Here is a 25,818-nt window from a genome sequence, read left to right as displayed (position 1 = left end):
GCGGCTTTTTTGCTATTCAGAGTAACGCTTTCTTATTCCGGGGATAAAAGTCGATATGGTTCAGACTTTTCATGCATAGATATTGTCCACATACTCAATCAGGATGATAATAAATATTAACTAAATTGTTAAAAGTATGAACGTCATGGACTCGACCTATACCATCATCATTGCTGATGACCATCCTCTTTTTCGCAACGCCCTGTTTCAGTCAGTTCATATGGCGATCAGCGGTGCGAACCTGCTTGAGGCTGATTCTCTCGATGCCTTACTGACTCTGCTAAAAAAAGAAGATGAACCAGACCTGTTGCTTCTCGACCTTAAAATGCCGGGAGCAAACGGGATGTCTGGCCTAATTCAACTGCGTGCTGAATACCCAGATTTACCAATTGTGGTGATCTCTGCCAGCGAGGATGCCAGCGTTGTCACTCAAGTGAAGAGCCACGGTGCCTTTGGCTTTATTCCTAAATCGAGTGATATGCGTGAATTGGTCAGCGCACTCAATCAAGTGCTGAATGGCGACCCGTTCTTCCCTGAAGGGCTGATCACCAACAATGCAGCCTGTAGCGACCTTGCGGAAAAGCTTTCCACATTGACGCCTCAACAATACAAGGTGTTAGGAATGCTATCGGACGGCCTACTGAACAAGCAAATTGCGTACGAATTGAATGTTTCGGAAGCGACCATCAAGGCACATATGACAGCCATCTTCCGTAAACTGGATGTGAAAAACCGAACTCAAGCAGTTATCTTGCTACAAGAAATCCACAATTAAGCTTCGTTTACATCCTCTTCTAAAGTCGTCTTAGGCAAACATAAACCCAGCTTGACGACTTTATGATCATCTATATCTGCAACCACCCAAGTGATGTCATGCCACTCAAAGCTGTCACCTAATACCGGGTGTGCCCCAAGCTCTTGATCTACCAATTTTTTTAGCGTCATCTCTCGCTCTTCTTCCGAGCCAAGTTCAATACCATAACAATCGCTTACCGCAGCGACCGATAACCCAACATCTAAGAAGAAGTCACCAAAGAATCGAGCGGCTTCTTCTGCCAAAGGAGCCTCACTGAAGAGCTCACTTAGGCTATCTAGATCTTTATCTTGACCAAGTACACAGAGAATATCGTTCGCCTCTAATATGGTACTGCCCGATGGGTGAAGCAAGGCATCTTGTCGAAACAGTGCGGTAATGCGTGTCCCTTCTGGCATCGATAAACGCTTGAGCGGTTCACCGACACACCACTTTTCCTCTTTCAGCTTGTAGACAAACATCTCCCATTCACTGGTCGGATAAATCTCGATACCGGTGCGAGAAATCGGTGTTGGCGTTGGCGGTAGAGTCACTTTAGCGAGTCTTGCGACTTTCATTAAGCTGCCACCTTGAACAATCAGCGAAACCATAACCACGAAGAAGGCGATATTGAAATACAGCTGAGCATTTGGCAGACCAGCCATCATCGGGAAAACCGCCAAAATGATCGGAACTGCACCACGTAAACCGACCCAAGAGACAAACCAGCGCTCCTTGGTGGTAAAGCTTCTGAACGGCAGCAAACCCAACCAAACCGACACTGGACGAGCAAACAAAATCATACCGAAAGCCAGTGCTAACGCAGGAAGTGCAATGTCCATTAAGGTCGATGGTGTCACCAATAAACCCAACACCAAGAACATCACGATCTGACTTAGCCACGTCATACCATCAAGAACATTAAGAATAGAGTGTCGAGAACGCGTTGGACGATTACCAATGAACAAACCCACAAGGTAAATCGATAATATGCCACTACCGCCAAGCATGTTAGAGAACGCAAACAGAGCCACGCCCCCACTGAGTACCAGAATGGAGTAAAGGCCATCAGCCAGTTGTACTCGATTGATTAAGCTCCATAGAACCCAGCCGCCGCCAATACCAATAAGAGTACCGATACCAAACTGCATCGCAAAGCTTTGCAGTAGGAAGTTCATTCCCATCTCAGCGTCAGGGTTACCTAACAGCGCAATTAAGGTCACCGTCAGGAAGACCGCCATTGGGTCGTTAGTGCCCGATTCGATCTCTAGAGTTGAACCCACACGCTCATTGAGACTCTGTCCTTTCAGCAAAGAGAATACCGCTGCCGCATCGGTTGAACCAACAATCGCCCCGACCAAGATGCCCTGCATTAATGACAAGTCAAACAGCCAAGCCGCCATTAATCCGGTTAAGGTTGCTGTACATGCGACACCTATCGTCGCCAGCGAGAGCGAAGGCCAGAAGGCGACCTTGAAGCTAGCCACCTTGGTTCGCATACCGCCATCCAACAGAATCACGGCAAGCGCAAGGTTACTCACCAAGTAGGTCAGTGAGTAATCATCGAAATGAATATTACCGGGTCCATCTTCACCCGCTAACATACCAACGAACAAAAAGATCAAAAGAATAGGAACGCCCAATCGAGAGGACACTTGTGAGAAAAGCACGCTGATGGCGATGAGTACGGCACCAGTCAAGAATAAGTGGTTAATGGTTATTGCGTCCAATTCGTTCCCCCAAAGAATAAAATCCGAGCTTTAAGCCTGTTGATCTTTTGCCACTAGCTTGTTGATCTTCTGCCGTTTAGCAAGGCACGGTCGGTGAAAGTGCCGTAGTTACTATAACAAACTTATGTTTCGCTTCGTGTCATAAGCAGGGCTAAATACCGTTTCTCGGTCATTTAGTTGTTAAATTTTATGACTCGCAGTCTAATTCATCCCTTTTTGTTAGACCTTTGGCTAATTTAACAATACTGTAACATCACATTTTTCTATGGTTATGTCTCCTAGCTCCCATATTTCAGTACATTAGCGCTAATACCATCCCGACTAAAGTTGCACAGATCCCTTGACTTATCCTTGCTACATTCTAAATCGTAACATTACGTTAACACGCTATTTTACAAAACGGTTTCACAAAAACGGTTTCTACGAAAACGGAATAAAGGAGAAGGCAATGGCGTTCGAATCTACGGAACATGCTCAAGCCTACTGGAAGGAAAACTTGGGAATAATGGGAACACTACTCGCAATATGGTTTGTGGTGTCTTACGGCGCTGGCATCTTATTTGTGGATGTCCTCAATACCATTCAATTTGGCGGATTTAAGCTAGGTTTTTGGTTCGCTCAACAAGGTTCAATTTATACCTTCGTGGCGTTGATATTTATTTACGTTGTTCGCATGAATAAGCTGGACAAAAAATACAACGTACAGGAAGACTAGAGGCTAGAACATGGATATTCAAACTTGGACGTTTATTCTCGTCGGTATTACTTTCGCAGTATATATCGGCATCGCAATCTGGGCTCGCGCTGGAACAACCAGTGAATTCTACGTTGCTGGCGGCGGCGTACACCCAGTAGCAAACGGCATGGCAACAGCCGCTGACTGGATGTCGGCAGCATCATTCATCTCAATGGCAGGTATCATCTCATTCGTTGGTTACGACGGTGCGGTTTACCTTATGGGTTGGACAGGTGGTTACGTACTACTTGCGCTATGTTTAGCACCTTACCTACGTAAGTTCGGTCAGTTTACGGTTCCTGATTTCATCGGTGAACGTTACTACTCGAAAACAGCACGTATGGTAGCGGTATTCTGTGCAATCTTCGTATCATTTACGTACGTTGCAGGCCAGATGCGTGGTGTTGGCGTTGTATTCTCTCGTTTCCTAGAAGTTGATATTAACCTAGGCATCATCATTGGTATGGGTATTGTGTTCTTCTACGCAGTGCTTGGTGGCATGAAAGGCATCACTTATACGCAGGTAGCTCAATTCTGTGTCCTCATTTTCGCCTTCCTTGTTCCAGCAATCTTTACCTCAATCATGATGACGGGCAACCCACTTCCACAAGTTGGTATGGGTTCAACGCTATCAGGCACGGATGTTTACCTTCTTGATAAACTGGATGGCCTAACCGAAGAGCTCGGATTTACCGCCTATACCGAAGGTAACAAGAGCATGGTAGATGTATTCTTCATCTGTGCAGCTCTAATGGTCGGTACTGCGGGTCTTCCACACGTAATCATTCGCTTCTTCACAGTACCCAAAGTACGTGATGCTCGTATCTCAGCGGGTTGGGCACTACTGTTCATCTCATTGCTATACACAACAGCACCCGGCGTTGCAGCGTTCGCTCGTGTAAACATGATTGAAACGATTAACGGTCCTGACATGCAAGGTGTCGCAGCAGTAGACGCACCAAGCTGGTATAAAAACTGGGAAAGCACTGGCCTAGTAGGTTGGGAAGATAAGAACGGCGATGGCAAAATGTTCTACTCGGGCGATGAACGCAACGAGATGAAGATTAACCGTGACATCATCGTACTGGCTTCTCCAGAGCTAGCAAAACTACCTAACTGGGTTGTAGCACTACTTGCAGCCGGTGGCCTAGCAGCCGCACTATCAACAGCCGCAGGTCTACTATTGGTCATCTCAACGTCGATTTCACATGACTTGTTGAAGAAAGGCTTTAGACCAAACATGACCGACAAGCAGGAGCTATTAGCCGCTCGTTTGGCAGCGATGGTCGCGATTGTCGGTGCTGGTTACTTGGGTATTAACCCACCAGGCTTTGTAGCACAGGTAGTAGCGTTTGCCTTCGGCTTAGCCGCAGCATCCTTCTTCCCTGCCATCATCCTAGGTATCTTCTACAAGAAGATGAACAAGGAAGGCGCTATTGCAGGTATGTTGTCAGGTATTGCCTTCACAGCAAGCTACATCATCTACTTCAAGTTCATTAACCCAGCAGCAAGCACACCGGAAAATTGGTGGTTTGGTATCAGCCCAGAAGGCATCGGTACGCTAGGTATGTGTCTAAACTTTGTAGTATCAATTGCAGTGAACAAAGTGACCGCTGAAGTTCCTGAAGATGTACAAGAGATGGTTGAATCTATCCGTTATCCTAAAGGTGCTGGTGAAGCTCACGACCACTAAGAAGCTCGCGACTTAGTGACTAGGATAATAAGCACTTAGAAAATGCATCAGTACTTACATTGTAGGGATTAGGTACTGACTCAAGAAAGCCGATACTTTATGTATCGGCTTTTTCTTTTTCCCTGCTATTTTATAAAAAGACTAAAGAAAGGGTTGTTTTTAAACTTTCATTTGATAATAATTATCATTAACATCCATTAAAGAGATGCAAATGATGATGAAAGAGCAGCAGGTTCTCTATTCAAGATTTTACAAAGCACAGGATCGCTTTGCTTCATTAGAGCAAGTTCAAGGTAACGAACCGTTTGTGATTCGAGACTATATCGAATGCGCACTCACTCTGTCGGCTTACTATGAAAAGCATGCCGCTCAAGAAAATATCTTGTTGTGTGAACTGTACCTGCGCCAAGTTTTCTTTCATTTAATTGAAGCGATTGAGTCTCCTGACCACAGTTTCGCCTTTCGTCATATCTGCCTAGACTCTATTCACTCTCCACTATTTTATTTAAAACGCCACTACCGCCAGCAACCGCACGGCCAAGCGCGTTTTTTGAATATCAGCCAGACACTACAACAAGTCCAAGCCCCACTTGGCTAACAAGGATAGAACATGACCCAAGAATTTCGAATTGAGAAAGACAGCATGGGCGAAGTTAAAGTCCCTGCCGATGCGCTATACCAGGCACAAACTCAACGTGCCGCGGATAACTTCGCGTTTAGCTCGCACAAGATGCCTACTAGCTTCATTCAAGCACTGGCGTTAATTAAGCTGGCCGCCGCCGATACTAATGCTCAGCTAGGTTTACTGGAAGGTGATATTGCGAACGCGATAGCCGAAGCAAGCCAAGAGATCATCGATGGTAAACACCTCGAGCAATTCCCTATTGATGTATTTCAGACGGGCTCTGGCACCAGCTCCAACATGAATGCTAACGAAGTGATTGCCACGCTCGCTTCAAGAAGCTTACAAGGCGACGTAAACCCCAATGATCATGTAAACATGGGGCAAAGCAGTAACGATGTAGTGCCAACAGCAATCCAAGTCAGTGTCGCTTTGATGGCGGAAAATAAGCTGCTGCCTGCACTTACTCACCTTTCTGCGGCGCTTACCGTAAAACAGCATGAACTTGCTGAAGTAGTAAAAACAGGCCGTACTCACCTAATGGATGCGATGCCGATTACCTTTGCTCAAGAGCTTGGTGGTTGGAAGTTCCAGATTGAACACGCTAAGCAAGCCATTGAAAGCAGCTTGCCAGCAATCAAGGCGCTTGCTCAAGGTGGCACAGCGGTAGGTACGGGGATCAATGCCGACCCACGCTTTGCCGATAAGTTTGCAAGCAACCTGTCTCAATCGACAAAGATCCGTTTTACCTCCAGTGAAAACTTCTTTTTTAACCTCAGTAGTCAAGACGCGATCGTTGCGTTTTCTGGTCAGCTTAAAACTGCAGCAGTTGCGATCCTCAAGATCTCAAACGATCTTCGCTGGATGAACTCAGGCCCGCTGGCTGGCTTAGGGGAAATTGAGTTACAAGCGCTGCAACCGGGCTCGTCTATCATGCCAGGAAAGGTCAACCCTGTGATTCCAGAGGCTGCAGCCATGGCAGCAGCGCAAGTGATTGGTAATGACACCACGATCACGATTGCTGGCCAATCGGGTAACTTCCAATTGAATGTGATGCTGCCGGTTATTGCTCATAACGTTCTAGAAAGCATAGAGTTGTTAGCAAACAGCTCAGTCGCACTGGCTGATAAAGCGATTGCTACCTTCACCGTGCGCCAAGACAATCTCGATTTAGCGCTTTCAAAGAACCCAATTCTAGTGACGGCGCTCAACCCTGTGATTGGCTACCTAAAAGCAGCAGATATTGCCAAGAAGGCCTACAAAGAAGGCTTACCGATTCTTGATGTGGCAGAAAGAGAAACCGATCTTAGCCGAGAAGAACTCAGCAAACTGCTCAACCCAACCACACTGACGCAGGGTGGTATTGCTGGTTAGTTAATCAATGAACAAGAATTAACGCTCCTTACCGAAACAAAAAAGGCCTCATACGAGGCCTTTCCACTATCCGCTCACAAGTCCGAACGTGCTAATCCGAACCTGTTAATTCAAGTTAACTCACTCGATTCAATACCGCTCTAAGTTTTAGCGGTTTCACTGGCTTGGCTATAAAACTAAAACTATTGGCCTTTATCGCTGCCAACATGTCATCGGTTCTATCAGCACTGATAATGACCCCTTCAAAAGAGTCCCCAAGGCGTAAACGACACTGCTGCAGGACTTCGAGTCCGGTTCGACCATTATCCAAACGATAATCAGAGAAAATCACATCCGGCTGCCAACCATCATCTAGGCACTTCAAGCTTTCAACTAGATCAACGGCTGTCTTAACCTCACACCCCCAACGACCAATCAAGTTCTCCATACCGACTAAAATCTCTCGTTCATTATCGACACACAATATTTTCAGATGCTCGATGTCGCTGGTCGCCATTGGCGTCGAAGCTTGCACAACCGGAGCCACTTTTTCCGCCCGAGCCAAGGTGATGGAAAAGACGCTACCTTGCCCCGGCCATGATCGCATCGATATTTGATGACCAAGCACATGGGCAATACCTTTGGAGATGGCTAATCCTAGCCCTAACCCCTGATCAGCACGCACTTGGCTACCACGAGTAAATTCTTCGAAGATCTCTTGTTGCTTGTCTTCATCGATACCGGTTCCGTTATCCCACACATCAATTCTAACCTGACCATTCACTCGTCTCGCACCCAGTACTACTTTCCCTTCCGGGTTGTAACGAAACGCATTGGTCAAAAAGTTCTGAATCACTCGTCTTAATAATTTAGGGTCAGAATGAATGAACAATGACGATGGGATCATTTGAAACTGGATTTTTTGTTGTATCGCTAAAGCGCTAAATTCCGCATTCAAATTGGTTAGTACATCATGCACGGCAATCGCATGAATGTTGGTTTCTAACTTACCGGATTCCAAGCGCGAGATATCCAACAAATCACCAATCAGATCTTCAGCCGCACCAAGGGCACTCTCGATGTGGGATGAAAGCTGTTTGACCTCTTGTTCTTTTGCCGCCTCAGATAGCGAAGAAGCAAACAAGCGAGCAGCATTTAATGGCTGCATCAAATCGTGACTCACAGCCGCAAGAAAACGACTCTTGGATTGTGATTCTTGGTCAGAGATTTGCGTCGCCTTTACCAAGCGATGGTTAAGCTTCTCGAGTTCTTGAGTTCGTTCATGAACTCTCGATTCCAAACTTTCGTTAGCATCTTTTAGCGCTTGCTCTGCTTGTCGGAATACCGTGATGTCGGTAAAGCTCATCACAAAGCCACCGCTTGGCATCGGATTACCTTGTACTTCAATGACTCGACCATCAGGACGAATACGAGAAGAGGTGTGTCGAGTGCCTTGTTCAAGGTGATAAACACGGCGGCGAACGTGATCTTCCGGGTCGCCCGGACCGCACAAACCTTGCTCAGCATTGTGACGAATCACATCTGAAATGGGTCGACCAACCTGAATCAAGCCAGCAGGGAACTCAAACAGTTCTAAGTAACGTTGATTCCACGCCACCAGCCTCATTTGTTTGTCTATTACTGCAATGCCTTGGCCAATATGTTCAATCGCGCCTTGCAGTAAACCACGGCTGAAGTCGTACAATTCCGAGGCTTCATCAACGATGGTCGCCACTTCTTCAAGCTGCATGTTTCTGCCTTGCAAAGCAGAAGTGAGTACTAACTTAGCAGACGAAGCACCGAACACACCAGCAAGCACACGCTCTGCGTGTCTAATCAGGCTTGCGGGCGCCTGTTGATTGGGAAGTAACGGCTGACCGTGCTGCTGCCAATAGCTGTGTAAGGCGCTTTTCGCTCGCTTGCGACCCACAAAACGTGATGCCAACATCTCTAATTCAGCGACTGTCACACGGTTTTGATAGAGGCTGATGTTCTCATTTTCAGGCAGTGGTGTACCAACAAATGCTGCCGATTGTAAGCGCTCACTTAGGCTTGGTCTGGTCGTCATCGAGACCACGGCATAGCACAAGGTATTGAGTAAAATACTCAGCACTATGCCCCAATTTGAGCTGCTAACATCCCAACTTCTCAGCAGTTCTGGCGGCGTGATAATCCACAGCAGTAAGTTACTTTCGCTATCGCCCGCTAGCATGCTGGTTTGACTCATCAGGGTAATCAGCCAGATCACCGAACCGACAAGCAAACCGACATAGACACCCTTACGGTTTCCGGGACGCCAGTACAATCCACCAATTAATGCAGGAGCGAACTGAGCAATCGCAGCAAAAGAAAGAAAGCCAATCGCCGACAATGAATGGATAGTATCGAGGGCCTGATAAAACAACCAAGCACCAAGTAACAGCAGCAAAATTAACCCACGTCGAATCACCAGTAACAGGCCAGAAAAATGTCGATGTGTTCTTTGGGTTAGACGCATACGACGCAGCAGCAATGGCATCACTAAATCATTCGATACCATGATCGCTAATGCTATGGTCGATACAATCACCATGCCACTCGCCGCCGAAGTACCTCCGAGGAAAGCTAACAAAGCAATGTGATTCGCACCTTCTGCCATTGGCACACTGATAACGTAAGTATCAGCCGGCATGTCAGTGAGCAACCCTTGTCCTGCCCAAGCAATTGGCAGCACGAACAGTCCCATCAAAATCAGGTAAAGCGGAAACAGCCAGCGAGCAGTATGCAAATCTTGAGGGCGTTCGTTCTCAACCACCATGGTATGGAATTGGCGCGGAAGACAGACAATCGCCAACATGGTTAAAACGGTATGAATAATTAAGGTCGGAATATTCGGCGATTCATAGGTGGAAGCCGCCACATCAAGCAGGTCGATTTTGTCACTGCTCACCGCCAGGTACATGATGAACAAGCCAACAATCAAAAATGCCGCGAGCTTAACGATGGATTCAAACGCTACAGCCATCATCATGCCACGGTGGTGTTCCGTGTTATCGATGTGTCGCGTGCCAAACAACATCGTAAAAATGGCCAATGCACCGACCACAAACCAAGAGACGTGATAGTCCTGATAACCAAAATCAGTGGCTAGGTTTGGCGCAACAATATCCAAGCCCATGGTAATACCGCGCAATTGCAGGGCGATATAAGGAAGAATGCCAACCACAGCGATAATGGTCACCGCCACCGCTAAGCCTTGAGATTTTCCATAACGAGCCGCGATAAAGTCGGCAATAGAGGTGATGTGTTCACGCTTCGCGATGAGGATCAGCCGAGCTAAGATCCGCCATCCCAACGTGAAAACTAAAATAGGGGCGAGGTAGATGGGCAAGAAGGACCATGGGTTATTGCTCGCCTGCCCGACCGTTCCATAAAAGGTCCAAGAGGTACAATACACCGCAATAGAAAGGCTATAGATCCATGGACGCCAGCGTGATAGCCAACGAACTTGCCTATCTCCATACCAAGCGATCAAAAACAACACGCCCAAATAGGCTAAAGAGACTGGAATTACTATCCATCCTTGCATTAAAAACCCTTTTTCATCCATAAAAAAACCTCTCCATAAGGGAGAGGTTTCATTTAACTAGGGAAGTGCGTTTAACTCAATCGCATCGCTTAAATTCTGTGCTTTAGGCTTTAATTCTGAGCATCAGATTGAGCTGAGGCTGTTTTATTAACCTCAACCACTGAGCTTCTTTCATCGACCTTAATAAACAAGGCAAGTGCTCCCATTGCGGCCATACCCCAGAAGATATTGGCACCCCAAAGCTCATATCCCCAACCACTTAAGGTGGTCATTAGTGCGATAAATGCACCCAATGGAATCGCATTATAGAGAGCTTGTAGCGCAACCATCTTGTTCTGTTCTTCAGATTGGATGTATTGAATCGCTGCGATGTGTGCCATGGCGAATGTCACCCCGTGCAGCAACTGAGCCACTATCAATACTGGAATCGCAATCGTTGATGCTGTGATACCCCAACGCGCCATTACCCCTATGCCAGCAATCACAAACAGAGTGCGCAATGATAATCCAGCAAACAATCGCTTGCTCAGAGCAAATACAGCCACCTCAGCAACCACAGCCAAGCTCCACAGATAACCGATGATCGCCTCAGAGTGCCCCGCCTCTTTCCAGTAAATCGCACTAAAGCTGTAATACGCGGCGTGGCTTCCTTGAAGCAGTGCCATCAATGCAAGAAACTTCACTACCGACGATTCACGTAATAGTTGACCAAGTTTAGGTCTTTCAGTGACTTGTTCTGATTCTGTCACCGGCATTACGTTCGGGTTTCTCATCGCGAACAACAGAGAAACCAAAACTCCTGCCAGCGCAGTATACAAAATCATATCCGTGCCAAATTCAGCCACCAGATAACCAACCACTGTTGAACCAGCAATAAATGCCACTGAACCCCACAAACGTGTACGTCCGTAATCGAGCATCTTGAGACGGCTGTAATGGTTCGCCATTGCATCAGAAAGCGGAATAATCGGTCCATAGCAGAGGTTGAACATTACCGTTGCTAGCAACATCAATAAAAAGCTACCACCAGTAAAGAAATGGAAACCAACAAATAATAGCGCGACAAAACTGAGGCAACGCAATGCTGGTATTAAATGCTCAACTTTATGGATACGCGGTGTTATCACAAAGTTGGCAACACAACGCGTAGCCAAACCCACACCAATCAATACGCCAATGTCCCCTGCAGAAACGCCTTGGTCTTCAAACCACAGCGCCCAAAATGGCAGATAAACGCCATAGGCAAAAAAGAAACCAAGAAAATACTGGGATATCCAGCCATAAGGGGAAGGATTAAACATAGGCGACCTATAAAAATGTGTGGAACAAGGAAGCGCCAATTATGCCTAGGTCACAAAAGATGAAAAAGGGAATTATTGAAGAGATAGTATTCCTGTATTCAATGAATATCGATATCCCATTTGAGTGAGGTATCCGGCGCTCACCCGCACCCACGATCGCATTTAGACTAAAGTCGTCTGGAGCTTCGCTGGTAATTTGTCAGACTGAAAAGAGACTCCTACTTCTTTCGATGCTTATGCCTGATAAATTTAATATGCAGCACCCGCCTTTCGATAGCCTGTCCGACACGGAGCAGTTAACGCTGCGTTCCTCATTAGATGTGGTTTATTACCGAGCACACGAGGTGATATTGGAGGCAGACCGCCCTAGTCGCCATTTGCATATTCTGATTAAAGGTGCTGTTGAAGAGCGTGCGAGCAGCGATGGAGAGATCTACGCACATTATGCCAATGACGATATTTTTGATGTCCGAAGCCAGTTTGAATCTCACACCAAACACCAATATATCGCGCTCGAAGATACATTAAGTTATCTGCTGCCCACCGATATTTTTCTCGAGCTTTACCACGCCAATGGCCAATTCGCCGCCTACTTTGATAGCAACCTTTCGACACGAAAAGCGCTAATTGAAGCTGCCCAACAGCAACAAAATCTAGCCGAGTTCATATTGACCAAAGTGGATGACTCTATCTATCACCCACCACTGATACTTGAACCGAACCAACCTATCAACCAAGTCACTCAAACCCTTAAAGAACGAGGGTTGGACTCAGCTCTCGTTCATTTGGAACATGATAATCCAAAAGCTTTTGGATCATCATGTTCCTTACCGTATGGAATCGTCACTCGAACCAATTTATTGCATGCTGTGATGCTCGATAATTTCCCACTGGATGCGCCCGTCGGCAAGATCGCGACGTTTCCGGTGATGCACGTAAATCAAGGCGACTTCTTATTTAACGCCATGATCACCATGACCAGAAATCGGGTAAAAAGGTTGATGGTCTGTGATGGTCTAAATGCAGTTGGCATGGTGGATATGACACAGATCCTCAGTGCATTCTCCACTCACTCTCACGTTCTCACTTTGCGTATTGCTCGCGCCACCAGCGTTGAAGAATTGGCAATGGCTTCTAACAAACAGCGTCAACTGGTCGAGAGCTTGCTCAGTAACGGGATTCGCACACGCTTTATCATGGAGCTGATTTCTGCGGTTAATGAACAGATCATAGAGAAAGCTTTTGAGTTGGTGATCCCACCTGCACTGCATAATCATTGCTGCCTAATCGTGTTGGGGTCCGAAGGCCGTGGGGAACAAATTCTCAAAACCGATCAAGACAACGCGCTAATAATTCAAGATGGCTTGGAGTGGCATCAATGCCAAAGTGCCATGAACGACCTCACCCACACACTGCAGCAATTGGGCTATCCACTGTGCCCGGGCAATGTGATGGTTAACAACCCGAAATGGGTACATTCAGAAAAAGAGTGGAAACAAACGCTCACCCGTTGGGTAAAAAAAGCCACGCCAGACACTGTGATGGATATTGCTATCATGGCGGATGCACACGCCGTTGCGGGTAACAGAGAGTTATTAAAACCAGTAAAACAACACCTCAGTGATTTGATGCTCGGACAGGAATTGATTCTGACTGAATTCTGCCGCCCTGCTCTGAACTTCTCGGTTCCCCTCACCCTGTTTGGTAATGTAAAAAAATCCAAATCAGGGCTCGATATCAAACAAGGCGGCATTTTCCCTATCGTGCATGGTGTGAGAGCACTTTGTCTTGAGCATGGCGTCACGGTCAACAACACCTTCGAACGCATTGAGCAGCTGGTCAGCAAGAAAGTATTAGAGCAAAGCACCGCAGACAATCTCAGTGAAGCTCTCAAACAATTCTTTAAGTGGCGCTTAGCCCAAAGGCTTTCTCAGCAGCACAGCAGCAACAAGATTAACGTCAAACTGATGGAGCGAGCAGACAGAGATCTGCTTCGTCATAGCTTACATGTGGTGAAGAAATTCAAGCAATGGCTAGGTTACCACTATCAAATAAGAGATTAGGCGGCTGAACGATGAATAGATTGGTTCGTTATTACTGGCATCACAAACTCAAAGGCTCTGCTTATCAGCCTCTGTTTGCTGCGTCTGCTAATCACGAATACGTATCTCTCGATTGTGAAACCACCAGTCTCGACCCCAATCAGGCGGAATTAGTTACCATTGCCGCGACCAAGATCATTGGTAATCGAATCATTACCAGCCAGCCTTTCGAGGTCCGGCTACGAGCCCCTCAATCGCTCGATTGCAATTCAATCAAAATTCATCGCATTCGCCATCAAGATCTCAAGCATGGTATCGAAGAGAAACAGGCTTTGATCGAGCTGCTCGACTTTATTGGTAATCGCCCTTTAGTTGGCTATCACATCCGCTATGACAAGAAAATTCTCGACCGCGCCTGTTTAAAACAACTCGGATTTCCACTGCCTAACCGGTTAGTCGAAGTGAGCCAGCTCTATCAAGAAAAACTCGAAAGACAGCTACCTAATGCCTATTTTGATCTTAGTATGGACGCCATCTGTCGCCAGCTGGATCTACCTATCCCTGTCAATAAACATGATGCATTACAAGACGCTATCTCCGCCGCCCTTATCTTTGTTCGCCTTAAACACGGTGATTTACCTCGTTTCAACTCTTCTTATTCTTAATTCAACCATTGCCTCTCTACATAGAGAGCAATATCGCAAAAATGAACTTAACTCGCTATTTTGTAAGTGAAAAGCGGCGTCTCATCCTAAAGTCTAATTGTGGAAATCGCCGTCCTAGCCGAGAGTGATAGCACAACGACGGTCCTGTAATAGACTTAGAAACTGAACACAAAGGAAGTTGCCAGTTCATTAAGAATGTAGGCACAAGGAGAGATGCAATGAGTGAAGCCCACGTTTATCCGGTAAAAGAAAATATTAAATCAACCACACACGCGGATAATGACACTTACCTAGCCATGTACCAGCAATCTGTTTCTGACCCTGAAGGCTTTTGGGGTGAACACGGAAAAATCGTTGATTGGATTAAACCTTTCACACAGGTAAAAAATACTTCTTTCGACCCAGGCCACATTGATATTCGCTGGTTTGAAGATGGCACGCTTAACGTTTCGGCTAACTGTATCGACCGTCATCTTGCTGAGCGCGGTGATGAAGTCGCTATCATCTGGGAAGGCGATGACCCTGCTGATGATAAAACCCTAACCTTTAACGAACTACACAAAGAAGTGTGCCTGTTTTCTAATGCTCTGAAAGAGCAAGGCGTACGTAAAGGCGATGTGGTTTGTTTATACATGCCAATGGTTCCAGAAGCGGCGGTTGCGATGCTGGCATGTACCCGTATCGGCGCAGTTCACACTGTGGTATTTGGCGGTTTCTCCCCAGAAGCACTGTCTGGTCGTATTATCGATTCAAATTCTAAAGTCGTTATCACTGCCGATGAAGGCGTGCGTGGCGGCCGTGCTGTTCCACTGAAGAAAAATGTCGATGAAGCACTGACTAACCCTGAAGTGAAGAACATCGAGAAGGTTGTGGTATTCAAACGTACTGGCGGTGATGTTGCATGGCACGAACACCGTGATGTGTGGTGGCATGATGCTATCGCAAACGTATCTGCAGACTGCCCACCAGAAGAGATGAATGCAGAAGATCCACTATTCATTCTTTATACATCAGGCTCAACAGGTAAACCTAAGGGTGTTATGCACACCACAGGTGGTTACCTTGTTTACGCAGCCATGACTTTCAAATACGTATTCGATTACCAAGAAGGCGAAACCTTCTGGTGTACTGCGGATGTGGGCTGGATTACTGGTCACACTTACCTTGTTTACGGACCGCTTGCCAATGGTGCGAAAACCATCCTGTTTGAAGGCGTGCCGAATTACCCGAACACAAGCCGCATGAGTGAAGTAGTTGATAAGCATCAAGTTAATATTCTTTATACTGCGCCAACGGCGATTCGCGCCCTAATGGCGAAAGGTAATGAAGCGGTTGAAGGGACTTCTCGTGACAGCCTAAGAGTCATGGGCTCAGTAGGTGAACCTATCAACCCAGAAGCGTGGGAGTGGTACTACAAAACAATTGGTAACGAACAGTCTCCAATTGTCGATACATGGTGGCAAACAGAAACGGGCGGCATCTTAATCGCTCCACTACCGGGCGCAACAGACCTAAAACCGGGTTCAGCGACTCGTCCATTCTTCGGTGTGCAACCAGCGCTTGTCGACAACATGGGCAACATCATTGAAGGCGCGACTGACGGCAACCTTGTGATTCTTGACTCTTGGCCAGGACAAATGCGTACCGTTCACGGCGATCATGACCGTTTTGAGCAGACTTATTTCTCTACCTTTAAAGGCATGTACTTTACCAGTGATGGCGCTCGTCGTGATGAAGACGGTTACTACTGGATTACGGGCCGTGTCGATGACGTGCTTAACGTATCAGGTCACCGTATGGGGACCGCTGAGATTGAATCTGCGCTAGTGGCGTTCGATAAGATTGCAGAAGCAGCGATTGTGGGCATTCCTCACGATATTAAAGGCCAAGCAATTTACGCTTACATCACGCTTAATGATGGTGAGTTCCCAACCGCAGAGCTTCATAAAGAAGTCAAAGACTGGGTACGTAAAGAGATTGGCCCAATCGCAACACCAGACGTACTGCATTGGACAGACTCTCTGCCGAAAACTCGTTCAGGTAAAATCATGCGTCGTATCTTGCGTAAGATTGCCACTGGCGATACTGGCAACCTAGGCGATACGTCGACACTGGCAGACCCAAGCGTGGTCGATAAACTGATTGCAGAGAAAGCTGAACTGGCATAAGCAACCCGTCACATTAGCTTATCACTGTTTAAAACAGCCATTAATAAACCGTCACCTATGTGGCGGTTTTTTTATGGCTGATCTTGATCTCAAATATCTTCGATAAAATTAAGGCCATCGTGGTTTTTTGTTAAGTTGATAACAATTCCATGCCGTACTTATAGGAGATTAGACCAGTAAATTGCTGCGATTTGCGCTGAATTAGCTATAATCTGGTTCTAATTTTTAAATTTGGGTTTTTCTTACTGGAAATTAACCCCAAATTTTCAATAAAATGGCAACATTCACATTCGTAAACACGATAAAGGAAGATAGCCCCACAATGTCTACAAAGTTTCGCATTCTAGTTTTAAATGGCCCAAACCTTAACCTGTTAGGCCTTAGAGAGCCTGCACACTACGGTTCTCAAACACTTGACCAGATTATTAGCTCTTTGACCGAGCAAGCGAAAACACAAGATGTTGAGCTGTCTCACTTACAGTCAAATCGTGAGTATGAACTGATTGAAGCTATCCATAGTGCTTATCAAAATGTTGATTTTATTATTATCAACCCAGCGGCCTTTACACATACCAGTGTGGCGTTGCGTGATGCACTACTTGGTGTTGCTATCCCATTTATTGAGGTTCACCTATCGAATGTTCACGCACGTGAACCATTCCGTCACCACTCTTACCTATCTGATAAAGCAGAAGGTGTGATTTGTGGCTTAGGTGCCCAAGGTTATCAATTTGCTTTGACGGCTGCGCTCAACAAGCTCAACGCAAAGTAAATAAAAACAACGAACTATTACTAACCTACTCAGTCAAAGAGTAAGTTCAATCAACAGATAAAGAGAAAGAAACAATGGATATTCGCAAAATCAAAAAGCTAATCGAATTGGTTGAAGAGTCTGGTATTTCTGAGCTAGAAATCTCTGAAGGTGAAGAGTCAGTACGAATCAGTCGTAACAGCCCTGTATCTGCAGCACCGATTCAATATGCAGCGGCTCCAGCTCCTGTAGCGGCAGCACCTGCGGCGGCTCCTGTAGCAGCAGAAGCAGCAGCTCCTGCAGTTCCAGCTGGTCACCAAGTTCTTTCTCCAATGGTTGGTACTTTCTACGGCGCTCCAAGCCCAGATGCAAAACCATTCGTTAAGGTTGGTCAATCTGTAACTGCTGGCGAAACGCTATGTATCGTTGAAGCAATGAAAATGATGAACCAAATCGAAGCTGATAAATCTGGTGTTGTAACGGCTATCCTAGTTGAAGACGGTCAACCAGTAGAATTCGACCAAGCTCTAGTAATTATCGAATAATAGAGAGCACTCATTATGTTAGATAAATTAGTAATCGCGAACCGTGGTGAAATTGCACTGCGTATTCTGCGAGCATGTAAAGAGCTTGGCATCAAAACGGTAGCGGTTCACTCAACAGCTGACCGCGATCTTAAGCACGTACTGCTTGCTGACGAAACCATTTGTATCGGTCCAGCTCGTGGTATCGATAGCTACCTAAACATCCCTCGTATCATCAGCGCAGCTGAAGTAACGGGTGCAGTAGCTGTTCACCCTGGCTACGGCTTCCTATCTGAAAATGCAGATTTTGCAGAACAGGTAGAGCGCAGTGGTTTTATCTTCGTTGGCCCTAAAGCTGAAACCATTCGCATGATGGGTGACAAAGTGTCAGCTATCACGTCAATGAAGAAAGCTGGCGTACCTTGTGTACCGGGTTCTGACGGCCCTCTTGATGATGATGAAGTGAAAAACAAAGCGCACGCTAAGCGCATTGGTTTCCCTGTAATCATCAAGGCATCTGGCGGCGGCGGCGGTCGTGGTATGCGTGTTGTTCGTACTGAAAAAGAACTAACAGAAGCTATCGCAATGACTCGTGCTGAAGCAAAAGCATGTTTCAATAACGACATGGTTTACATGGAAAAATTCCTAGAAAATCCACGTCACATTGAAGTACAAGTGCTTGCAGATGGTCAAGGCAATGCTATCCACCTAGGTGAGCGGGACTGTTCAATGCAGCGTCGTCACCAGAAAGTTGTGGAAGAAGCGCCAGCACCAGGTATCACTGAAGAGATGCGTAAGTACATCGGTGACCGTTGTACTCGTGCATGTCTTGAGATTGGTTACCGCGGCGCAGGTACATTTGAATTCCTATACGAGAACGGTGAGTTCTACTTCATCGAAATGAACACTCGTATCCAGGTTGAGCACACGATTACTGAAATGGTAACGGGTATCGACTTAGTGAAAGAGCAACTTCGTATTGCTGCTGGTCAGCCTCTATCATTCACACAGGATGATATTAAGCTGCGCGGCCACTCAATCGAATGTCGTATCAACGCGGAAGATCCAGTTCGTTTCTTACCATCTCCAGGTAAGATCACGCGCTTCCATGCTCCAGGTGGTATGGGTGTTCGTTGGGAATCTCACATCTATACTGGCTACACAGTACCACCACACTACGATTCAATGATCGGCAAGCTGATCACTTACGGTGAGAACCGTGACGTAGCGATTGCACGTATGAAGAACGCACTAGCAGAAATGATTGTTGAAGGTATCAACGTCAATACTGAGCTGCAATTAGCGATTATGAACGACGAAAACTTCCAACACGGTGGGGCAAACATCCACTACCTTGAGAAGAAGCTTGGTCTGCAATAGAAGCTAGTCTTCCGTAATACGTTCTCTGTAGAACAGTAATAAATGCTCACTTCGGTGGGCATTTTTGTTTTTAAACACTCGCAAAAATCAATCAATAATCCCTCTTATAATCCGCGGTGTTTTGATGAATTTGCTCATATTTTCTGCTAGACTCCCCATCCAATTTTTCTCATATAGAAGATGCAGCCATGCCTTGGATTCAAATCAAGCTTAATGCGACCAATGAAAATGCCGAACAAATCGGCGACATGTTAATGGAAGAGACTGGTGCTCTTTCCGTAACTTTCCTGGATGCACAAGATACCCCTGTATTTGAGCCTCTGCCGGGTGAAACTCGCCTTTGGGGTGATACTGACATTCTCGCGCTTTACGACGCTGAGACTGATACTGGTGTCGTTCTAGCGCAGATTAAAGCAAGCAACATGTTCCCTGCAGACTTTGCTCATAAAGTCGAGCAAATTGAAGACAAGGATTGGGAACGTGAATGGATGGACAACTTCCACCCAATGAAGTTTGGTGAGCGTTTATGGATCTGCCCTAGCTGGCGCGATATCCCTGAACCTGACGCTGTAAACGTAATGCTGGATCCCGGTCTTGCATTTGGTACTGGTACTCACCCGACAACGGCATTGTGTCTTGAGTGGCTTGAAGGCTTAGACCTTACAGGCAAAACCGTGATCGATTTCGGTTGTGGTTCAGGCATCCTAGCAATCGCTGCGATCAAACTTGGCGCGGCAAAAGTTATCGGGATCGACATTGATCCTCAAGCCCTGCTTGCATCAAAAGACAACGCACAACGCAATGGCGTGGCAGAGCAACTAGAAGTGTTCTTACCACAAGATCAACCGGAAGGTTTGCTTGCCGACGTTGTTGTTGCCAACATCCTTGCAGGCCCATTACGCGACCTTTCTGGCATCATTAAAGGCCTAGTTAAGCCAAATGGTGTACTTGCGATGTCGGGTGTTTTAGATACACAAGCGGAAGATGTTGCGACTTATTATCGTGATGAGCTTCACATTGATCCGATCATTGAACAACAAGAATGGTGTCGAATCTCAGGTCAGAAGCAGGCTAGGTAAGACTTTGAGCGCTAATTGATTGAAATTTAAACAAATTACAAAAACAAATTGTAAATGCTCAAATATTAGTCTTTTCACGCAGCGAAAAAATGCGTAAAATGCGCGCCCTTGCTGGTACAGAACTGTGATGACATTTTTGAAAATCGGAAATTATCAACTTAAGAACAATCTAATCGTCGCTCCTATGGCTGGCGTAACGGATAGACCATTCCGTGAGTTGTGTCTTCGTTACGGTGCGGGGATGGCAGTCAGTGAAATGATGTCCTCCAATCCTAAAGTTTGGAAAACGTCAAAGTCTCAGCAGCGTATGGTACATGAAGGCGAGTCGGGCATTCGTTCAGTACAAATCGCTGGTGCAGATCCACAGCTTATGGCCGAGGCTGCTCAATTTAATGTCGATAACGGTGCGCAAATCATCGATATCAACATGGGGTGTCCAGCCAAAAAAGTGAATAAGAAGCTTGCGGGCTCAGCCCTACTGCAGCATCCAGAACTCATTGAAGATATTCTGAAAGCGGTGGTAAATGCTGTCGACGTTCCAGTAACGTTGAAAACGCGCACAGGCTGGGACACAGACAACAGAAACTGTGTTCAAATCGCGAAAATAGCCGAAGACTGCGGCATACAAGCTCTTGCCCTTCATGGGAGAACTCGCGCTTGTATGTACAAAGGTGAGGCAGAATACAAACACATTAAAGCAGCGAAACAAGCAGTATCTATTCCGGTTATCGCTAACGGTGATATCGATAGCCCGGAAAAAGCGAAGTTTGTGCTGGAGTACACCGGTGCTGATGCTTTAATGATAGGTCGACCTGCCCAAGGACGTCCTTGGATTTTTAACGAAATCCTACACTATTTGGAAAACGGCACCACGATGGACCCGCTCCCGATTTCGGAAGTGAAAGACATCATGCTTGGTCATGTGAACGCTCTACATGAGTTTTATGGCGAGTTTTTAGGCCCCCGAATTGCTCGTAAGCATGTGGGTTGGTACCTAAAAGAACATGAACAAGCGAGTGAGTTTCGCCGTACCTTCAACGCATTCGAAGCAGGTGATCTGCAGCTTGAAGCGCTAGAAGGTTTTTTTGATAACGTTGCACCATAATTACGAGAAGAGCTAGACCGAATATGTTCGAACAAAATCTGACTTCAGAAGCATTGACAGTAACTACAGTTACATCACAAGACCAAATCACGCAGAAACCACTACGTGACTCAGTTAAAGCATCATTGAAAAATTACCTTGCTCAATTAAACGGTCAAGAAGTCAGCGAGTTATACGAATTAGTATTAGCTGAAGTTGAACAGCCACTACTAGACACTATCATGCAGTACACTCGCGGTAACCAAACTCGCGCAGCAACCATGATGGGTATTAACCGCGGTACTCTTCGCAAGAAACTTAAAAAATACGGCATGAACTAATCGTTCTTTCGTAATTTATTGAATGGAAAGCCAAGCTCATTTTTTGAGTTTGGCTTTTTTTTGGCTTGTCGATCCGTGACAGGTGGCTAATTACTCTCCAGTGCGACAGCAGCGCTCTTTATCAACGTTTGCTGAATCCAAGGCTGCCAGAATAGAACAATGGCTTGCATCGTCGTCTACGTGGCCACAACACGCATCATTGATCTTTTTAAGTGCAGTGCGAATCTTGGTTAACTCGGTAATCTTCTCATCGATCATCTCTAGTTTTGCTGAGGTAATTGATTTCACTTCAGCGCAACTGTGCTGTGTGGCTTCGAGACGAATCTCAAGCAATTCTTTAATCTCGTCCAGACTCAGTCCCAACGCTTTAGATTTGAGAATAAACGTTACCTGTTTCTGGTTATTTTCATCATATAGGCGATAACCCGACTCACTGCGACTGGCTGGCGCGATCAGGTTATTCTTCTCATAAAATCGTAAGGTATCGGCTGTCACACCGCATCGTTTCGCTAATTCACCGATCTGAAACATGTTTTTTCCTACTGTTCCGTCCATTCCACAATTAACCTTATCGTTACTTTTCAGGCTGAAATGGCACTTTTCATAATTAATTTTGAGATGCCAAACGATTGCGCGAGCTTTTTTGTAATAAATTAGTTAGAATCTGCGCCATCAAATTTGGAGTTGGTTATCTTATAGCTTAATCATAAGACTAACCCAAAAGGTCTTTACCAAAACTGGCCAATATTTTATCTCTTACTGGTATCTAAGATAATCCACGCTAAGAAGATAGAAACAAGTTCTTTTTTGGCAAATATCTTTATTTTAACCCCATGAATTTGAGGAAGATGGAAGCATGAATAACGCTCGTCCAATTCGCCGCGCTCTCATCAGCGTATCAGACAAAACTGGTATCGTTGAATTTGCACAAGCTCTTGCTAACCGTGGTGTAGATATCCTATCTACCGGTGGCACTGCTCGCCTGCTTGCTGAAAAAGGCATCTCTGTTACAGAAGTATCTGACTACACTGGTTTCCCAGAAATGATGGATGGCCGTGTTAAGACTCTGCACCCAAAAGTTCATGGTGGTGTTCTAGGCCGTCGTGGCCAAGATGATGACGTGATGGAAACTCACGGTATCAACCCTATCGATATGGTTGTTGTAAACCTATACCCATTCGCAGAAACCGTTGCTAAAGAAGGTTGTACCCTTGCTGACGCTGTTGAGAATATCGACATCGGTGGCCCTACAATGGTTCGCTCTGCAGCGAAAAACCACAAAGACGTAACGATCGTTGTAAACGCACACGACTACAAGCGCGTTGTCACTGAAATGGACGCGAACGATAAATCTCTAACACTAGAGACTCGCTTCGACCTCGCTATCGCAGCATTCGAACACACAGCTTCTTACGACGGCATGATCGCAAACTACTTCGGCACTATGGTTCCATCATACGGTGCCTCTCTACTTGATGAAGAAGGAAAGAAGGCTGACAAAGAGTCTAAGTTCCCTCGCACGTTCAACCAACAGTTCGAGAAGAAGCAAGACATGCGCTACGGTGAGAACAGCCACCAAGCAGCAGCTTTCTACGTTGAAGCAAACCCTGAAGAAGCGTCTGTATCTACAGCTCGTCAAATCCAAGGTAAAGCACTTTCTTACAACAACATCGCTGACACTGACGCAGCACTTGAGTGTGTGAAAGAGTTCGACCAGCCAGCATGTGTAATTGTTAAGCACGCTAACCCATGTGGTGTAGCACTAGGTACAGATATCCTAGAAGCATACGACCGTGCATTCAAAACAGACCCAACGTCTGCATTTGGCGGCATCATCGCATTCAACCGTGAACTAGACGCTGCAACAGCAACAGCTATCACTGAGCGTCAATTCGTTGAGGTTATCATTGCACCGTCGGTTTCTGCTGAAGCAGTAGCAATCGTCGCGGCTAAGAAAAACCTTCGCCTACTTGAGTGTGGTGAGTGGACAACGAAGACAACTGGTTTTGACGTGAAACGCGTTAACGGCGGCCTGCTAGTTCAAGACCGCGACCAAGGCATGGTTTCTGAAGACGACCTAAAAGTAGTTTCTAAGCGTCAACCAACGGCTGAAGAGCTAAAAGATGCGCTATTCTGCTGGAAAGTAGCGAAGTACGTTAAATCTAACGCGATCGTTTACTCTAAGGGTGACATGACGGTTGGTGTTGGCGCTGGCCAAATGAGCCGCGTTTACTCTGCGAAAATCGCAGGCATCAAAGCTGCAGACGAAGGTCTACAGGTTGAAGGTTGTGTGATGGCATCAGATGCATTCTTCCCATTCCGTGACGGTATCGACGCGGCAGCAGAAGCTGGCATCAAGTGTGTTATCCAACCGGGCGGCTCTATGCGTGATGACGAAGTTATCGCTGCAGCAGACGAACACGGCATGGCGATGATCTTTACGGGCATGCGTCACTTCCGCCACTAATTTCCTCTTCGTATTTGGCACTGTGGCGTCGTTAGCTGCTTTCGCCCACCCCGGTCACATAGCGGACTATGATTCCGGGGATGGGCTCAATTGCTGCCTAGCCACATCACCAACTACTTTGAGCAAGACTTATAACTTTGTTTTTTTAAATATTTAGATATTTGAGATTAAGGATTTTACAATGCGAGTTTTAATCATCGGTGCTGGCGGTCGTGAGCACGCACTAGGTTGGAAAGCGGCACAAAACCCAAACGTTGAAACAGTATTTATTGCTCCAGGCAACGCAGGTACTGCACTTGAGCCGAAACTGGAGAACGTAAACATCGGTGTTGAAGACATCGCTGGTTTAGTCGCATTTGCTCAAGATAAAAAAATCGAACTGACTATCGTGGGCCCTGAAGCACCATTGGTTATCGGTGTGGTTGATGCATTCCGCGAAGTAGGTTTGCCAATCTTCGGCCCTACTCAAGCCGCAGCACAGCTTGAAGGCTCTAAAGCATTCACTAAAGACTTCCTAGCTCGTCATGATATCCCAACAGGTTACTACTCAAACTTCACTGAGATTGAGCCAGCTATCGCTTACGTTCGCGAGCAAGGCGCTCCTATCGTAGTGAAAGCTGACGGTCTTGCGGCAGGTAAAGGCGTTATCGTTGCGATGACACTTGAAGAAGCTGAAGACGCGATCAAAGACATGCTAGCAGGCAACGCCTTTGGCGAAGCAGGCAGCCGCGTGGTGATTGAAGAATTCCTTGAAGGCGAAGAAGCAAGCTTCATCGTAATGGTTGATGGTTCTAGCGTACTTCCTATGGCTACCAGCCAAGATCACAAACGTGTTGGCGACAAAGACACAGGGCCTAACACGGGCGGCATGGGTGCTTACTCTCCTGCGCCGGTTGTAACTCCAGAAATCCACAACCGTATCCTTGAAGAAGTTATCTACCCAACGGTACGTGGCATGGACGCGGAAGGCGCACCTTACACAGGTTTCCTTTACGCTGGCCTAATGATCGATGCTGACGGCACACCTAAAGTTATCGAATACAACTGCCGCTTCGGCGATCCAGAAACGCAACCTATCATGATGCGTATGGAGTCAGACCTTGTTGAACTTTGCCTAATGGCTATCGACGAGAAGCTCGACGAAGCAGAATCGAAGTGGGATCCACGCGCTTCAATCGGTGTTGTTCTTGCGGCTGGCGGTTACCCTGCTGACTACGCAAAAGGTGACGTTATTTCACTACCAACAAACGAAGTTGAAGGCCAAAAGGTTTTCCACGCGGGTACGACAAATAATGAAGCTGGCGACGTTGTGACAAACGGCGGCCGTGTACTTTGTGCAACAGCACTGGGCAATACGGTTTCTGAGGCTCAAGAGCGTGCTTACGCGTTGACGAAGCAAGTTAGCTGGAATGGTATGTTCCACCGCAATGACATTGGTTACCGTGCGATTGCGCGCGAACAAGAGCAGTAAACAATCTTGTTGCTCGCTTACTTTCCAATAAAAGTAAGCAAATGACAGCA

General features: G+C 46.4%; 20 protein-coding genes. 16 read left to right on the top strand and 4 right to left on the bottom strand.

Annotated features, from left to right (window positions below; genetic code table 11):
- Nucleotides 1-145: 145 nt before the first annotated feature.
- A complete protein-coding gene (locus AACU28_RS08795) occupies nucleotides 146-775 on the top strand; it encodes a response regulator transcription factor (protein ID WP_004729724.1) in 630 nt (209 codons plus the stop codon).
- On the opposite strand, the gene AACU28_RS08790 is transcribed toward AACU28_RS08795, so the two are convergent.
- Nucleotides 772-2,523 (bottom strand): potassium/proton antiporter, encoded by a 1,752-nt coding sequence (locus AACU28_RS08790; protein ID WP_121602817.1) that lies wholly within the window; start codon nucleotides 2,521-2,523, stop codon nucleotides 772-774. The genes AACU28_RS08795 and AACU28_RS08790 overlap by 4 nt on opposite strands.
- 448 nt (nucleotides 2,524-2,971) lie before the next feature.
- On the opposite strand from AACU28_RS08790, the gene AACU28_RS08785 reads away from it, so the two are divergent.
- From AACU28_RS08785 to AACU28_RS08770, 4 genes are all read left to right on the top strand, one after another.
- Nucleotides 2,972-3,238: a DUF4212 domain-containing protein gene (locus tag AACU28_RS08785; protein ID WP_004729726.1), complete on the top strand. Its 267-nt coding sequence runs from the start codon at nucleotides 2,972-2,974 to the stop codon at nucleotides 3,236-3,238.
- A 10-nt stretch (nucleotides 3,239-3,248) separates the two neighbouring features.
- Nucleotides 3,249-4,952, top strand: a complete 1,704-nt coding sequence (locus AACU28_RS08780) for a sodium:solute symporter family protein (protein WP_004729727.1) — start codon at nucleotides 3,249-3,251, stop codon at nucleotides 4,950-4,952.
- A gap of 211 nt (nucleotides 4,953-5,163) precedes the next feature.
- Nucleotides 5,164-5,550: a hypothetical protein gene (locus AACU28_RS08775; protein ID WP_004729728.1), complete on the top strand. Its 387-nt coding sequence runs from the start codon at nucleotides 5,164-5,166 to the stop codon at nucleotides 5,548-5,550.
- Nucleotides 5,551-5,562: 12 nt separating this feature from the next.
- Nucleotides 5,563-6,948, top strand: coding sequence for a class II fumarate hydratase (locus AACU28_RS08770; protein WP_121602816.1), 1,386 nt, complete (start codon nucleotides 5,563-5,565; stop codon nucleotides 6,946-6,948).
- A gap of 115 nt (nucleotides 6,949-7,063) precedes the next feature.
- Here AACU28_RS08770 and AACU28_RS08765 read toward each other — a convergent pair whose 3' ends face one another.
- Nucleotides 7,064-10,495 carry a hybrid sensor histidine kinase/response regulator gene (locus AACU28_RS08765; RefSeq protein WP_241904800.1) on the bottom strand — a complete coding sequence of 1,144 codons (3,432 nt, stop codon included), beginning with the start codon at nucleotides 10,493-10,495 and terminating at the stop codon, nucleotides 7,064-7,066.
- Nucleotides 10,496-10,605: 110 nt separating this feature from the next.
- Nucleotides 10,606-11,796, bottom strand: coding sequence for a 3-phenylpropionate MFS transporter (locus AACU28_RS08760; protein WP_121602815.1), 1,191 nt, complete (start codon nucleotides 11,794-11,796; stop codon nucleotides 10,606-10,608).
- 230 nt (nucleotides 11,797-12,026) lie between these two features.
- Here AACU28_RS08760 and AACU28_RS08755 point away from each other — a divergent pair, with 230 nt between their 5' ends.
- The 9 genes from AACU28_RS08755 (at nucleotide 12,027) to fis (ending at nucleotide 21,830) form a co-directional block, all read left to right on the top strand.
- Nucleotides 12,027-13,859 carry a DUF294 nucleotidyltransferase-like domain-containing protein gene (locus tag AACU28_RS08755; protein ID WP_121602814.1) on the top strand — a complete coding sequence of 611 codons (1,833 nt, stop codon included), beginning with the start codon at nucleotides 12,027-12,029 and terminating at the stop codon, nucleotides 13,857-13,859.
- An 11-nt stretch (nucleotides 13,860-13,870) separates the two neighbouring features.
- A complete protein-coding gene (locus tag AACU28_RS08750) occupies nucleotides 13,871-14,503 on the top strand; it encodes a 3'-5' exonuclease (RefSeq protein ID WP_121602813.1) in 633 nt (210 codons plus the stop codon).
- A gap of 218 nt (nucleotides 14,504-14,721) precedes the next feature.
- Complete coding sequence (gene acs, locus AACU28_RS08745; protein WP_017108601.1) at nucleotides 14,722-16,671, top strand: acetate--CoA ligase; 1,950 nt, start codon at nucleotides 14,722-14,724, stop codon at nucleotides 16,669-16,671.
- Nucleotides 16,672-16,993: 322 nt separating this feature from the next.
- Nucleotides 16,994-17,443 (top strand): type II 3-dehydroquinate dehydratase, encoded by a 450-nt coding sequence (gene aroQ, locus AACU28_RS08740; protein WP_004729735.1) that lies wholly within the window; start codon nucleotides 16,994-16,996, stop codon nucleotides 17,441-17,443.
- 74 nt (nucleotides 17,444-17,517) lie between these two features.
- A complete protein-coding gene (accB, locus tag AACU28_RS08735) occupies nucleotides 17,518-17,967 on the top strand; it encodes an acetyl-CoA carboxylase biotin carboxyl carrier protein (RefSeq protein WP_017083823.1) in 450 nt (149 codons plus the stop codon).
- 15 nt (nucleotides 17,968-17,982) lie between these two features.
- Entirely contained in the window at nucleotides 17,983-19,326 is a 1,344-nt protein-coding gene (gene accC / locus AACU28_RS08730; RefSeq protein ID WP_004729738.1) for an acetyl-CoA carboxylase biotin carboxylase subunit, read from the top strand.
- A 188-nt stretch (nucleotides 19,327-19,514) separates the two neighbouring features.
- Nucleotides 19,515-20,405, top strand: a complete 891-nt coding sequence (gene prmA, locus AACU28_RS08725; RefSeq protein ID WP_121602812.1) for a 50S ribosomal protein L11 methyltransferase — start codon at nucleotides 19,515-19,517, stop codon at nucleotides 20,403-20,405.
- Between the two features lie 136 nt (nucleotides 20,406-20,541).
- Nucleotides 20,542-21,510 carry a tRNA dihydrouridine synthase DusB gene (gene dusB / locus AACU28_RS08720; RefSeq protein WP_004729742.1) on the top strand — a complete coding sequence of 323 codons (969 nt, stop codon included), beginning with the start codon at nucleotides 20,542-20,544 and terminating at the stop codon, nucleotides 21,508-21,510.
- Between the two features lie 23 nt (nucleotides 21,511-21,533).
- Nucleotides 21,534-21,830: a DNA-binding transcriptional regulator Fis gene (gene fis / locus AACU28_RS08715; RefSeq protein WP_004729744.1), complete on the top strand. Its 297-nt coding sequence runs from the start codon at nucleotides 21,534-21,536 to the stop codon at nucleotides 21,828-21,830.
- 90 nt (nucleotides 21,831-21,920) lie between these two features.
- Here fis and zntR read toward each other — a convergent pair whose 3' ends face one another.
- Nucleotides 21,921-22,361, bottom strand: a complete 441-nt coding sequence (gene zntR, locus AACU28_RS08710) for a Zn(2+)-responsive transcriptional regulator (RefSeq protein WP_029222059.1) — start codon at nucleotides 22,359-22,361, stop codon at nucleotides 21,921-21,923.
- A 325-nt stretch (nucleotides 22,362-22,686) separates the two neighbouring features.
- Between zntR and purH the strand changes: the two genes are divergently transcribed.
- Entirely contained in the window at nucleotides 22,687-24,297 is a 1,611-nt protein-coding gene (gene purH / locus AACU28_RS08705) for a bifunctional phosphoribosylaminoimidazolecarboxamide formyltransferase/IMP cyclohydrolase (RefSeq protein WP_121602811.1), read from the top strand.
- Nucleotides 24,298-24,478: 181 nt separating this feature from the next.
- Nucleotides 24,479-25,768, top strand: a complete 1,290-nt coding sequence (gene purD / locus AACU28_RS08700; RefSeq protein ID WP_017085998.1) for a phosphoribosylamine--glycine ligase — start codon at nucleotides 24,479-24,481, stop codon at nucleotides 25,766-25,768.
- Nucleotides 25,769-25,818: the final 50 nt, after the last annotated feature.

Source organism: Vibrio sp. SBT000027, from assembly GCF_963894355.1.
Taxonomy (GTDB): Bacteria; Pseudomonadota; Gammaproteobacteria; order Enterobacterales; family Vibrionaceae; genus Vibrio; species Vibrio splendidus.
Note: the sequence above shows the minus strand (reverse complement) of the source record. Positions and strands in the feature narration are given on the sequence as shown.

Excerpts from the sequence above, each read along its gene's own strand:
- AACU28_RS08795 (WP_004729724.1), top strand. The coding sequence starts at position 146 with ATGGACTCGACCTATACCATCATCATTGCTGATGACCATCCTCTTTTT.
- AACU28_RS08785 (WP_004729726.1), top strand. The coding sequence starts at position 2,972 with ATGGCGTTCGAATCTACGGAACATGCTCAAGCCTACTGGAAGGAAAAC.
- AACU28_RS08780 (WP_004729727.1), top strand. The coding sequence starts at position 3,249 with ATGGATATTCAAACTTGGACGTTTATTCTCGTCGGTATTACTTTCGCA.
- AACU28_RS08775 (WP_004729728.1), top strand. The coding sequence starts at position 5,164 with ATGATGATGAAAGAGCAGCAGGTTCTCTATTCAAGATTTTACAAAGCA.
- AACU28_RS08770 (WP_121602816.1), top strand. The coding sequence starts at position 5,563 with ATGACCCAAGAATTTCGAATTGAGAAAGACAGCATGGGCGAAGTTAAA.
- AACU28_RS08765 (WP_241904800.1), bottom strand. The coding sequence starts at position 10,495 with ATGCAAGGATGGATAGTAATTCCAGTCTCTTTAGCCTATTTGGGCGTG.
- AACU28_RS08760 (WP_121602815.1), bottom strand. The coding sequence starts at position 11,796 with ATGTTTAATCCTTCCCCTTATGGCTGGATATCCCAGTATTTTCTTGGT.
- AACU28_RS08755 (WP_121602814.1), top strand. The coding sequence starts at position 12,027 with ATGCTTATGCCTGATAAATTTAATATGCAGCACCCGCCTTTCGATAGC.
- AACU28_RS08750 (WP_121602813.1), top strand. The coding sequence starts at position 13,871 with ATGAATAGATTGGTTCGTTATTACTGGCATCACAAACTCAAAGGCTCT.
- acs (WP_017108601.1), top strand. The coding sequence starts at position 14,722 with ATGAGTGAAGCCCACGTTTATCCGGTAAAAGAAAATATTAAATCAACC.
- aroQ (WP_004729735.1), top strand. The coding sequence starts at position 16,994 with ATGTCTACAAAGTTTCGCATTCTAGTTTTAAATGGCCCAAACCTTAAC.
- accB (WP_017083823.1), top strand. The coding sequence starts at position 17,518 with ATGGATATTCGCAAAATCAAAAAGCTAATCGAATTGGTTGAAGAGTCT.
- accC (WP_004729738.1), top strand. The coding sequence starts at position 17,983 with ATGTTAGATAAATTAGTAATCGCGAACCGTGGTGAAATTGCACTGCGT.
- prmA (WP_121602812.1), top strand. The coding sequence starts at position 19,515 with ATGCCTTGGATTCAAATCAAGCTTAATGCGACCAATGAAAATGCCGAA.
- fis (WP_004729744.1), top strand. The coding sequence starts at position 21,534 with ATGTTCGAACAAAATCTGACTTCAGAAGCATTGACAGTAACTACAGTT.
- zntR (WP_029222059.1), bottom strand. The coding sequence starts at position 22,361 with ATGTTTCAGATCGGTGAATTAGCGAAACGATGCGGTGTGACAGCCGAT.
- purH (WP_121602811.1), top strand. The coding sequence starts at position 22,687 with ATGAATAACGCTCGTCCAATTCGCCGCGCTCTCATCAGCGTATCAGAC.
- purD (WP_017085998.1), top strand. The coding sequence starts at position 24,479 with ATGCGAGTTTTAATCATCGGTGCTGGCGGTCGTGAGCACGCACTAGGT.